This is a genomic window from Streptomyces sp. NBC_01498, assembly GCF_036327775.1.
Taxonomy (GTDB): domain Bacteria; phylum Actinomycetota; class Actinomycetes; order Streptomycetales; family Streptomycetaceae; genus Streptomyces.
On the sequence record NZ_CP109598.1, the window covers coordinates 7049963 to 7062072 of the forward strand.

Here is a 12110-nt window from a genome sequence, read left to right on the forward strand (position 1 = left end):
CGCCCGGCCCCGTCACGCGCTCCGCAGCGTCGCCCGTACCGGTCGCCCCGGCTGGAGCGTCAGGCCCGGCCTCGGCGGGATCTCGCCCGGCTCCAGGTCCAGCCGGAACCGCTGCGCCAGCGTGGCCAGGACCAGCACCGCCTCCACCGTCGCGAACCGGGCCCCCAGACACGCCCGGGGCCCGCCCCCGAACGGGAACCACGCGTGGTCGGGCACGGCCGGAGCGCCCTCGTCCCACCGCTGCGGCCGGAACGCGTCCGGCTCCGGGAACCACCGCTCGTCGCGCTGCGCGCTCCACTGGCTCGCCCACAGCACGGTGCCCTCCGGCACCGGACGGCCGCCGAGCGTCGAGCCGTCCTTCGCGATTCCCGTCAGCAGCCACACGGGCGGGTAGAGCCGCAGCGTCTCCTTGATGATCTGCTCCGTCCAGCGCAGCTCCTTGAAGTCGTCGAAGCCCGGCGGGCGCCCCTCAAGCACCCGGTCCAGTTCGCCGGCCAGCCGCTCCCGCGCCTCCGGGTTGGCCGAGAGCAGGTACCAGGCCCAGGTCAGCGTCGTACCGGTGGTCTCGTGGCCGCCGATGTAGAGCGTGACCGCCTCGTCCCGGATCTCCTTGTCCGACAGCCGGTCGCCCCGCTCGTCGCGGGCCGCGAGCAGTCTGCTGAGCAGGTCGTCGCGGTCCGCGCCGTCACGGTGCCGCTCCTCCGTCACCCGGTTCACCTCGCTGTCGATGACGGCGACGGCCTTCTTCAGTCGCTGCCTGCCCGGCGTCGGGACCCACGACGGCAGGAACAGCGTCAGGCCCCGGAACTCGTCGCCGATGGCCGCCTGCGCGACATCCATGGCCGGCCCGATGGTGTCCTCGCGGCCCGCCGTGTCCGTGCCGAACAGGGTCCGTACGGCGATGCGCTGGGTGAGGCCCAGCATCTCCCGCCGTACGTCGATCCGGCTGCCCGGCTTCCAGGTGTCGGCCAGCGAGGTGGCGCAGTCCGTCATCGTGCCCGCGTAACCGCGCACCTGGCGCGGCCGGACCACCGGGGTGGACCAGCGCGCGCTTGCGCCGCCACGCGGCGCCCTCCGTGGTGACGACGCCGTCGCCGAGCACCCGCTTGAACGCCCAGCCGAGTTCGGGGTGGCGGTACTCGGTCTCGACGCCCGCGAGCAGTTCCCCGATGTGCTCGGGCCGGGACAGGAACAGCGCGCGCTGCGGGCCGAGCCGCCAGGACACGACGTCGCCGTGGCCGCGCAGCCGCCCGAAGAAGGCCAGCGGGTCGCGCGAGAAGGCCGGGAGGTTGCCGATCAGGGGCAGTTGCCGGGGGCCGGGCACCGGCGTGGCGGAGGGACCCGGTGCGGAGGTGCCCCGGCCGGTCGGGGAAGACGTACCCGTGGTCATCTGAAGTCCTCGGTGCTGGGGGCGGCTTGGCGGCGCGTACGGAAGCCCGCGCGCTAGTCAGCCGCGTACGGACGTACGGAAGGCCGTACGGTCTTCAGCCAAGCCGCCGCGCGCGCCGGGCGCCAGACGACATTCGGCCCGTGATCGCGTGACCACGGGCCGGACGCCGTGAGGGCGGCCGTTCCCCGCGACGCCGTCCGGCGACAGGGGGAACGACCGCCCTCGTCAGGTGCGGGTGCCGTCAGCTCACCGGGCTCGGCGAGGACGGCTTGTCACCGTCGGCCACCTTCTGCCGGGCCTCCTCGGCGAGCCGTTCCATGCCGCTGGTCGTCTTGAGCGGCTTCTCCTTGATGAACAGCACGGCCACCAGCGCGAGCGCCGCGAACGGTGCGGAGACCAGGAACAGTTCAGCCGTGGCCAGACCGTACGCGTGCTCCACCATCTCCCGTACCGGCGCCGGGAGTTCGGTGACGTCCGGGACGGCGTCACTCGTTCCGCCCGACCCGCCACCGGCGGCTCCCATGCTCTTGGCCATCTCGGACGCCACGCGGTTGGCGAGGATCGCGCCGAGAACGCTGGTGCCGATGGTGCCGCCCATGCTGCGGAAGAACGACAGCACGGAGGTGGCGGCGCCCAACTCGGAGGCGGGGACGTCGTTCTGGGCCGCGAGGACCAGGTTCTGCATCAGCAGACCGACACCGACACCGAGGACGACCATGTAGAGACTGAGCAGTCCGAAACCGGTGTCTGCGTCGATGGTCGACAGCAGCGCCAGACCGGCGGTCATGATGATGCCGCCCGCGACCAGATAGACCTTCCACCTGCCGGTGGCGCTGATGAGCTGCCCCGCGACGGTGGACGACACGAGCAGACCCAGAATCATCGGCAGACCCATCATCCCGGCCACCGTGGGCGACTTGCCGAGGGATATCTGGAAGTACTGCGAGAGGAAGACGGTGCCGCCGAACATCGCGACACCGACGAGCAGGCTCGCGATCGTGGTCAGCGTGACGGTGCGGTTGCGGAAGATGCCGAGCGGGATGACCGGTTCCGGCACCTTCGACTCCACGTAGACGGCGCCGACGAGCAGCAGCACACCGCCGCCGGTCAGCACGGCCGTCTGCCAGGACGCCCAGTCGAACTGGTTGCCCGCCAGCGAGGTCCAGATGAGGATCGCGGAGACACCGGCGACGATCAGGAACGCGCCCAGGTAGTCGATCTTCACGTCCCGGCGGACGGTGGGCAGGTGCAGCGTCCGCTGGAGCAGCGCGATCGCGAGGAGCGCGAACGGCACCCCGATGAAGAAGCACCAGCGCCAGCCGAGCCACGACGTGTCGACCATGACCCCGCCGACCAGCGGTCCCGCGACGGTGCCGACGGCGAACACGGCGCCGAACATGCCCGCGTACTTGCCCAGCCGGCGCGGCGGGATCACGGCCGCCATCACGACCTGCGCGAGGGCGGTCAGACCGCCCGCGCCGATGCCCTGCATCACGCGGCTGAAGATGAGCAGTTCGACGCCCTGCGAGAATCCGGCCAGCAGCGAGCCGATGACGAACATGCCCAGCGAGAGCTGGAGGAGCAGCTTGTTGTTGTAGAGGTCGGCGAGCTTGCCCCACAGGGGCACCGTCGCGGTCATCGCGAGCAGTTCGGACGTGACGACCCAGGTGTACGCGGACTGGCTGGCGCCCAGGTCGGCGATGATGCGCGGCAGCGCGTTGGCCACCACCGTGCCCGCCAGGATGGCGACGAACATGCCCGCCATCAGACCGGACATGGCCTGGAGTATCTGTCTGTTGGTCATGGAGGTGGGCGCCTGGTCGGGCGCCTCGATTGCGGTCACGGTGGCCTTCTCATGATTCCGTGGAACGGCCGTCGGAGCGACGGTCGCCGGTCTGGGCGGGTGGTCGGCGCAGTCCTGCGGACAGGTGCGTGAAGACCTCCCGGAAGATGTCGGGGAACGGGGTCGGCGGGGAGTGCGCGTACCAGTGCTCGATCGACACGCGTACGGCCGTGCCGGCGACGGCGGCGAGCAGCCGGGGGTACAGCGCGATGCCGTCCTCGTCACAGGTGTCGGCGCCGGCGGCCGGCCCGGCGCCGGTGGCGCCGTCCGGGTCGGCGCGCACCCGGGGTCCGGCGTCCGTGCCGGCGGGGTCGTCGCCGTCGGTGGCCCGGTCGCCGGCCGCGCAGCCGGCGGACGGACCGAGCCGGTGCGCGATCGTCCGCGCCAGGTCGCGCTCCTCGGCCATGTGCAGACCGAGGCCCCGGGCGAGCAGGTGCGGGGACTTCTTGAGGACCTTGGCACGCAGGCCCCAGACCTCGTGCCGCCGCTCCACGTCGGCCAGTTCGGCCGCCATGGCCTCGCGTACGGCGTCGAGCGGAGCGAGTCCGGCGGGGGCGTCGCGCACCGCGCGCCGGACGCGCTCCCCGATCTGTGTGTCCATCATCACGAACGCGTCGTCGTGACTGTCGAAGTAGTTGAAGAAGGTGCGCGGCGAGACACCGGCGGCGTTGCTGATGGCCTCGACGGTGACGTGCTCGGCTCCGTGCTCGGCGGCCAGCCGTACGGCCGCCTCGGCCAGCGCGGCGCGCGTGGCCTGTTTCTTGCGCTCGCGGAGACCCGCTCCGGCACCCTTGGTCGTCACGCCTCGCATGGTATGCAAACGTGCAGTCTCTGCAAAATTATTAACGGCCCGGTCGGCCGGAATACTGTCCGCGCTGGTCGGAAATGGTTTGCGACCGGGTGTCGGCTCGGTGTAAGCAGCGCAAATGGCGCACAGGCTACACTGACCGGCAGGAGCCCCAGCCCCTGACGACCGGCTGTCCCCGACTGGGCAGCGGCACCGGTTCCCGGTGGGGGAGTCAGCGGCATTCGCAGCGGCCATACCCAGTAGTCGCGTCGCCGGAGTGGTCCAGTCCCACCGCACGCGGCGACCGCGCCGTGTGCCGCAGTTGCCCACCCGTCCACGACCCGGCAGCGATGTCCCCCTGGGCTTGTGTTCCTCACCGGCCACCCTGCCTGCCGAGCCGTCATCCACCGGCACACGGTCGTGACACTTCCGAAAGGCATGGCCGTATGTCAGTCGACACCACCCGTACCGCGGAGGACTCCGCTGTACGGGAACCAGGCGCCGATCTCGCGGGTGAGGCCGCGGACCAGGCGCGCGCGGAGACGGGCAGCGATTTCGCCCGCCTCTCCAAGAAGATCGCCGCGGCGGGTCTGATGCGCCGGCGCCCCTGGTACTACGCGCTGCGCGGATCCGTCGTCACCGGTCTCTTCGCGGCCGGCTGGGTCGCCTTCGCGCTCGTCGGCGACAGCTGGTGGACGCTGGCCGTGGCCGCCTTCCTCGCCGCCGCCTTCGGCCAGGTCGCCCTGCTCGCCCACGACGTGGGGCACCGTCAGGTGTTCCGGCTGCGCAAGGCGAGCGTACGGGCGGGCAAACTCGCCGGGAACCTCGCCATCGGCATGGGGTACGGCTGGTGGCAGGACAAGCACTCCCGGCACCACGCCAACCCGAACCACGAGGAACTCGACCCGGACGTCAACCCGGACATCTTCGTGTGGACCCAGGGCCAGGCGAAGTCCGCCAAGGGTCTGCCCCGACTGCTGGGCAGGTCGCAGGCGTTCCTGTTCTTCCCGCTGCTCACCCTTGAGGGGTTCAACCTGCACGTCGCCGGTGTGCGCGCGCTGGCCGACCGCTCGCTGAAGCAGCGCACGTCGGAGGGCCTCCTGCTCTTCACGCACTTCGCGCTCTACCTCGGCGCGCTGTTCGTGGTGCTGCCGCCCGGCAAGGCGATCGCGTTCCTCCTCGTGCACCAGTGCCTGTTCGGCCTCTACCTGGGCTCGATCTTCGCGCCCAACCACAAGGGCATGCCCACCCTGACCGGTGACGACCGGCCCGACTTCCTGCGGCGACAGGTGCTCACCTCCCGCAACGTACGCGGCGGTTGGTTCATCGACGTCGCGCTGGGCGGTCTCAACTACCAGATCGAGCACCACCTGTTCCCGAACATGCCGTCGCCGCAGCTGCGCGAGGCGCAGCCGATCGTCCGGCAGCACTGCGAGGAACTGGGCGTCAGCTACCTGGAGACCGGGCTGATCACCTCGTACCGCCAGGCGCTGCGCAGCCTGCACGACGCGGGCGCGCCGATCAGGGCGGACCAGGCGGCGGCGAAGGCCCGGCTGAAGGCCGAGGGGCGCGCCGACGCCGGGACCACGGCCGCTGCCGACACCACGGCGGACGTCACGGCCAAGGTCGAGATCGACGCGTAGCGAACGATCGGACACACGAACGACCGGACACACGAACGACCGGACACGCGAACGACCGGACATGCGAACGGGCCGGCGGCGAGAAGCTGCCGGCCCGTTCGCGTGCGCGGGTACGTGCCCGGCCACGCTCTGCGCGGCTTGCCGTCAGACGGTGTGCGGGAGGTCCTGGACCGTGCGCAGCAGGCTCGCGGGGAGCACCAGATTCCACGCGGTGACCACCGGGTCGCCGTGTTCGGTGCCGAGCCGTGACACCGTGCCCGTCTCCAGCCGGAACAGCGCGCCCTCGGCCGCCGAGAGCCCCAGATAGCGCGCCGTGAGCACCCGCAGGAAATGCGAGTGGGCCACGAGCGCGACGTCCTCGTCCTCCGCCCGCCCGGCGGCGGCCCGGACCTCGGCGAGTACCCGGTCCGCCCGTTCGCCGACGTCGGAGGGGCTCTCACCGGGCTGCCCGCCGGGCCCCGGCGGGCACCCGTCGGTCCACAGGTCCCAGTCCGGCCGGGTGCGGCGGACCTCCTCGGTGGTCACGCCCTCGTACGCGCCGTAGTTCCACTCGTGCAGGTCGGGGGAGATACGGGTGGAGCGCAGCCCCGCGAGTTCGGCGGTGCGCCGGGCCCGCGCCAGTGGGCTGACCAGGGTCGTGGCGATCTGCCGGTCGGCCAGCAGCGGGACCAGGGCGCGCGCCTGATTCTCACCGTGGGCGGTGAGCGGGAGATCCGTGTGGCTGGTGTGCTGCCCGGAGAGGGACCACTCGGTCTCGCCGTGCCTGATCAGGATCAACTCGCCCATGGGTGCCATCCGTTCGTTCGTGCCGAGGCCCTGACGCCCGGGGGCGCTCGCGTCCCGGGGCCCCGGTGCTCCGGGATCCGGGGAGGCGCCGCCCGGCGTACGGCACCACGATCCCACTACGGGCGGCTCCCCACCCCGGGGCGCGCCCGGCGCGGTCCCGGGGGCCCGTGGTGAGGCCCACCGGACCGCCACGACGAGCAAGTGGAAGGGGAAGGGAACATTCCGCCATGGTTGATCGTTCACTCACATGAGGGCGTGGTCGGTACGACTCCGGCTCCGCGACCCTCTTGAACGGCCCCGGCTGGTACGTCCCCCGAACCAGCCGGGGCTCCTCGCGTCCGGGAGGCTCGTCGTCGCCCGCTTGACGGACCCGCGGGCCGCGACGGTGTCCGCACGGATCGCTTCGGCGACCTCGCCGGCGCTCGGGCCGACGCCCCGAGCGGGCGCGGTGCGGCGCACGCCGGACCGGACGCCGGCTCCCGTTCCGCTTCCGGGCCCGGAAGCGGAGCCGTACGGCTCGGGCGAGTCGTACGGCTCAGGCGTCGTCACCCGGGTTCCAGTCGAGCAGGCGCACCTTCGCCACCGTCCGCACATGCCGCCGCATGGCCGTCGCCGCCGCCTTCCCGTTGCCCGCCTCGATCGCGTCGAGGATCGCCCGGTGCTGGGTCAGCGAACGCTGGGGGCGGCCGGGCTGGCGCAGCGACTCGTTGCGGCTCTCGGCGATCCGTTCCGCGATGGACCGCATGAACTCGGCCAGCAGACCGCTGTGGGCGGCGGCCGTCACGGCGGTGTGGAAGAGCCGGTCGCCCTCCGCGCCGTGCTCGCCCGCCTCGATCTCCGCCGCCATGTGGTCGAGTGCCGCACGCAGCGCGGCCAGATCCTCCGCCGTCCGCCGCTCGGCGGCCAGTTCGGCGAGTTTCGTCTCCAGCGCCTCGCGCGCCTCCAGGACGTCGGGCAGCAGACGTTTGCGTTCCACGAGCCGCTCGACCGGTTCGGCGTCGAGGCTGTCGCGGACGAGATAGGTGCCTCCGCCGTGCCGTACCTCGACCAGCCCCTGCACTTCGAGGACGACGATCGCCTGCTTCACGGACGCCCGGCTGACTCCCAGCCGCTGGGCGAGTTCGCGCTCGGGCGGCAGCCGGTCGCCGGCGCGCAGCCCGGCGTCCGCCACATGGAGACGGAGCCTGTCGAGGACCTGTTCGTACAGTCGCGGCCTGGTCATCGGCCGCAGTGCGTCGGACACACGAACCCCCATACCTGGTCGTCCGCAGCCTAACACCGGCGGCCAAGTGGCTGAGCCAATTCCTGTCAGATCCCTTGACGCCCCGCCGGGCCCCTGTCCAAAGTGGTCCAGCCACTTGGCCAATAACGATTGGCCGCTCGTCAACGGGACCCAGGGACGGGAGCCCCCGATGTCCGCCGAACTGATCTCGATCCTTGTACTCGTGGTCGTCTTCGTGATCGCCACGACCCGCTCGATCAACATGGGCGCGCTCGCCTTCGCCGCCGCGTTCGGAGTCGGCGAACTCGTCGCCGGCCTCGACGCCGACGGCATCTTCGCCGGATTCCCCGGTGACCTGTTCGTGGTGCTCGTCGGTGTCACGTACCTCTTCGCCATCGCCCGCGCCAACGGCACCACCGACTGGCTGGTGCACGCCTCGATCCGGCTCGTACGCGGCCGGACAGCCCTGATCCCCTGGGTGATGTTCGCCCTCACCGGGGCACTGACCGCCATCGGCGCCGTCAGCCCGGCGGCCGTCGCCATCGTCGCGCCGATCGCGCTGAGCTTCGCCGCGCGGTACGGGATCAGTCCGCTGCTGATGGGCGCGCTGGTCGTGCACGGCGCCCAGGCCGGCGGCTTCTCGCCCATCAGCATCTACGGGTCGATCGTCAACGGCGTGGTGGAGCGCGAGAACCTGCCGGGGAACGCGCTCGTCCTCTTCCTCGCCTCGCTCGTCGTCAACCTGATCATCGCCGCGATCGTGTTCGTCCTGTTCGGCGGCCTGAAACTGACCGGCCGTGACCTCGGCACCGAGGAACGGGAGAAGGGCGAGGACACCACAGGCCCGGAGTCCGGCGCCGGACCCCTGACGGCCGACAGCGCGCGCCTGAACGCCGCCCGGACCGCCACGCTCACCGCCCTCGCGGCCCTGGTCGTCGCCGTCCTGGTGCTCGACCTCGACGCCGGGCTCACCGCCATCACCCTCGCCGTCGTCCTCAGCGCCTTCTGGCCGGACACCAGCCGCAAGGCCGTGGGCGAGGTCGCCTGGCCGACCGTACTGCTCATCTGCGGTGTGCTCACCTACGTCGGCGTCCTGGAGGAGATGGGCACCATCGAGTACGCGGGCAACGCCGTCGGCGACATCGGGGTGCCGCTGCTCGCCGCCGTCCTGCTCTGCTACATCGCCGCCGTCATCTCCGCCTTCGCCTCCTCCGTCGGCATCATGGGCGCGCTCATCCCGCTCGCCGTGCCGTTCCTCGCCCAGGGCGAGATCGGAGCCGTCGGCATGATAGCCGCGCTCGCCGTCTCGGCGACCGTCGTGGACGTCAGCCCCTTCTCCACGAACGGCGCCCTGGTGCTGGCCGCCGCGCCCGATGTCGACCGGGAGCGTTTCTTCCGGCAGTTGATGGTGTACGGAGGCATCGTGGTGGCAGTCGTACCCGCAGCCGTATGGCTGGTGATGGTGGTGCCGGGCTTCGGATGAGCCCGCCACCGCCCGGACGACCCGTCCCCCCGGACGGACCGGTCAGCCTCGTCGACAGCAAGGAGAACGACGCGTGTCCCCTCTCTTCCCGGCCCTCGTCGCGACGTCGCCCCGCCCCGCGCTCCGCTTCGGCGACCAGGCGCTGAGCCACGCCGAACTGGCGTCGCTCGCGGGCGCCCTGGCCGTCAGGATCGCCGGGGCGCCACGGGTGGCCGTCTGGGCCACGCCCACCCTCGGCACGGCGGTGGGCGTGGTGGCCGCGCTGCTGGCGGGCGTGCCCGTCGTCCCGGTCAACCCCAGGACGGGCGAACGGGAACTGACCCACATCGTCACGGACAGCTCACCGACCCTCGTTCTCGCCGAAAGCGCCGCCGAACTGCCCCCCGTCTTCACCGGGTTGGCGCGCGTCGACACCGACGTCCCCGCGACCGTGGACACCACCACCGCGGCCCCCGCGCTGCCCGCCGAGCCGCCGCCCGAGTCGCCCGCGCTGATCGTCTACACCTCGGGTACCACCGGCCCCCCGAAGGGCGTCGTCCTGCCGCGCCGCGCCGTCGCCGCCACGCTGGACGCGCTGGAGGACGCCTGGCAGTGGACCGAGGACGACGTCCTCGTCCACGCGCTGCCCCTCTTCCACGTCCACGGGCTGATCCTCGGCATCCTCGGCCCGCTGCGGCGCGGCGGATCGGTGCGCCACCTCGGACGGTTCAGCACGGACGGTGTGGCGCGCGAGCTGTCCTCGGGCGCCACGATGCTGTTCGGCGTACCGACGATGTACCACCGCCTCGCCGAGGCGCTCGCCGACGACCCCGCGCTCGCCGAGGCCCTCAAGGGGGCCCGCCTGCTGGTGTCGGGATCGGCGGCGCTGCCCGTCCACGACCACGAGCGCATCGCGGCGGCCACCGGACGGCGGGTCGTCGAGCGCTACGGCATGACGGAGACGCTGATGAACACCAGTGTCCGCGCGGACGGCGAACCGCGCGCCGGTACCGTCGGGGTCCCGCTGGCCGGGGTGGACCTGCGGCTCGTCGACGAGTCGGGCGCCGAGATCACCGTGTACGACCCCGAGACCGTCGGCGAGATCCAGGTGCGCGGCCCGAACCTGTTCACCGAGTATCTGAACCGCCCCGATGCCACCGACGCGGCCTTCGACGGCGGCTGGTTCCGTACCGGCGACATGGCCGTCCGGGACCCCGACGGCTATGTCCGCATCGTCGGCCGCAAGGCCACCGACCTGATCAAGAGCGGCGGCTACAAGATCGGCGCGGGCGAGATCGAGAACGTGCTGCTGGAGCATCCCGGCGTCCGGGAGGCCGCCGTCACCGGCGAGCCGGACGACGACCTGGGGGAGCGGATCGTCGCCTGGATCGTTCCCGCGCAGGCCGAATCCCCGCCCTCCGCCGAGGAGTTGGCGGCGCACGTCGGCGCGCAGCTCGCCTCCCACAAGAGGCCCCGCACCGTGCGCTACCTGGACGCGCTGCCCCGCAACGACATGGGCAAGATCATGAAGCGGGCCCTGAATGGCTGACCGCCCGAGCGCCCGGGAGGCGGTCGCCGCGCTCATCGGCACCACCACCGGGGGCGCTCCCGGCTCCTTCACCGAACTGCCCCCGCCGAAGCACTCCGCCGCGCCGGACGGACCCCTCGCCTGGCAGGGGTACGACGCGGCTCGCGCCCGCGCGACCGCGCGCACCGGCGAGGACGAGTCCGTCGTCTGCGGCACCGCCCGCGTCGGCGGCACCGAAGTGGTGCTCATCTCCTTCGAGTTCGGCTTCCTCGGCGGCTCGCTGGGTGAGCGCACCGGAGACCGGCTGGAGGCCGCGTACCGCCACGCCCGTGAACGGCGGCTGCCCGTGGTCTCGTTGATCGCCACCGGGGGCAGCCGCATGCAGGAGGGCATGCGCGCGCTTCTCCAACTCCAGCGCGTGGCAAGGCAGTCGGCCCTCACCCGGGAGGCGGGACTGCCCCGGATCGCCGTGGTGCGCGACCCGACGACCGGCGGCGGCTGGGCCACCCTCGGGGCGGGCGCCGATGTGATCCTGGCCCTGCCGGGCGCCCAGATCGGCTTCGCGGGTTCACGGGTAAGGCCGCCGGACGCCGACCCGTACGCGTACACCGCCGAGGCGCAGCTGACGGCCGGTCATATCGACGCGGTGGTACGGCCCGAGGAACTGCGGGAGACCGTCGGCCGCTGGCTGACCCTGCTCACCGGCGGCGTCTCCGGCACCGCGACCACCGGGACACCGGCCGAGCCGCCCGCCGCGCTCGGCCGCACCGGACCGCCCGCCACCGGCTGGGACGCGGTGACCCTGGCCCGCGACCCCCGGCGCCCGCGCGCCGAGGCGTACCTGGACGCGTACTTCACGGTCCGGGAGGACGTCAACGGCGACCGCTGCGGCGGCACCGACCCCGGCACACTCTGCGGTTTCGGCCTGCGTGACGGGCGCGCGGTCGCGTACGCCGCCCAGTGCGGCACCGCGACCCTCCCCGCCGGATACCGCACCGCGGCCCGGCTGATCCGGCTCGCCGACCGGCTGGGGCTGCCCGTCCTCACCCTGGTCGACACCCCGGGCGCCGCGAACGACGCCGAGGCGGAGCGCTCCGGGGCGGGCGCCGCGATCGCGGACCTGTTCGCCGCCGTCGCCACCGCACGCGTGCCGGTCACCACACTGGTGATCGGCGAGGGCGGCTCCGGCGGCGCGCTGGCGCTGGCGGCGCCGGGCAACACCTGGGCCACACCGGACAGTTACTTCTCCGTCATCGCGCCCGAACTCGCCACCGCGATCCTCAAACGGCCCCCCGGGGAGGTCCGGGCGACGGCCGGTCACCTCAAGGTGCGTCCTCAGGACCTGCTGTCCCTGGGGGTGATCCGGGGGATCGTGCCGCCGGCCGGGGCGACGGGAACGGGCGTCGACGACGGGGACGAGCCCCGTGGATGAGCCCGGCGGGCGGGACC

At 72.5% G+C, this 12110-nt stretch carries 8 protein-coding genes and 1 pseudogene; 4 read left to right on the forward strand and 5 right to left on the reverse strand.

All coding sequences use genetic code 11. The annotated features are described in order from the left end of the window. Positions 1–12: 12 nt before the first annotated feature. The 3 genes and pseudogenes from OG875_RS29970 to OG875_RS29980 form a co-directional block, all read right to left on the reverse strand. Positions 13–1390, reverse strand: a pseudogene (locus tag OG875_RS29970) (cytochrome P450). A gap of 241 nt (positions 1391–1631) precedes the next feature. Beyond that, complete coding sequence (locus tag OG875_RS29975) at positions 1632–3194, reverse strand: MDR family MFS transporter (protein ID WP_443079300.1); 1563 nt, start codon at positions 3192–3194, stop codon at positions 1632–1634. A 49-nt stretch (positions 3195–3243) separates the two neighbouring features. Beyond that, positions 3244–4044, reverse strand: coding sequence for a TetR/AcrR family transcriptional regulator (locus OG875_RS29980; RefSeq protein ID WP_330177368.1), 801 nt, complete (start codon positions 4042–4044; stop codon positions 3244–3246). A 422-nt stretch (positions 4045–4466) separates the two neighbouring features. Between OG875_RS29980 and OG875_RS29985 the strand changes: the two genes are divergently transcribed. Continuing rightward, positions 4467–5663 (forward strand): fatty acid desaturase family protein, encoded by a 1197-nt coding sequence (locus tag OG875_RS29985; protein ID WP_330177369.1) that lies wholly within the window; start codon positions 4467–4469, stop codon positions 5661–5663. Positions 5664–5807: 144 nt separating this feature from the next. Here OG875_RS29985 and OG875_RS29990 read toward each other — a convergent pair whose 3' ends face one another. Both OG875_RS29990 and OG875_RS29995 read right to left on the reverse strand, forming a co-directional pair. Continuing rightward, positions 5808–6449, reverse strand: a complete 642-nt coding sequence (locus OG875_RS29990; RefSeq protein ID WP_330177370.1) for a histidine phosphatase family protein — start codon at positions 6447–6449, stop codon at positions 5808–5810. A gap of 535 nt (positions 6450–6984) precedes the next feature. Continuing rightward, the gene (locus OG875_RS29995) at positions 6985–7692 is read right to left on the reverse strand and encodes a FadR/GntR family transcriptional regulator (RefSeq protein ID WP_330177371.1); all 708 of its coding nucleotides are present in this window, start codon (positions 7690–7692) and stop codon (positions 6985–6987) included. 169 nt (positions 7693–7861) lie between these two features. On the opposite strand from OG875_RS29995, the gene OG875_RS30000 reads away from it, so the two are divergent. From OG875_RS30000 to OG875_RS30010, 3 genes are all read left to right on the forward strand, one after another. Continuing rightward, positions 7862–9154: an SLC13 family permease gene (locus OG875_RS30000; protein ID WP_330177372.1), complete on the forward strand. Its 1293-nt coding sequence runs from the start codon at positions 7862–7864 to the stop codon at positions 9152–9154. Between the two features lie 73 nt (positions 9155–9227). Next, a complete protein-coding gene (locus tag OG875_RS30005; protein WP_330177373.1) occupies positions 9228–10682 on the forward strand; it encodes an acyl-CoA synthetase in 1455 nt (484 codons plus the stop codon). Beyond that, a complete protein-coding gene (locus OG875_RS30010) occupies positions 10675–12093 on the forward strand; it encodes a carboxyl transferase domain-containing protein (RefSeq protein WP_330177374.1) in 1419 nt (472 codons plus the stop codon). Before OG875_RS30005 ends, OG875_RS30010 begins: the two co-directional genes overlap by 8 nt. The last annotated feature ends 17 nt before the right edge of the window (positions 12094–12110 follow it).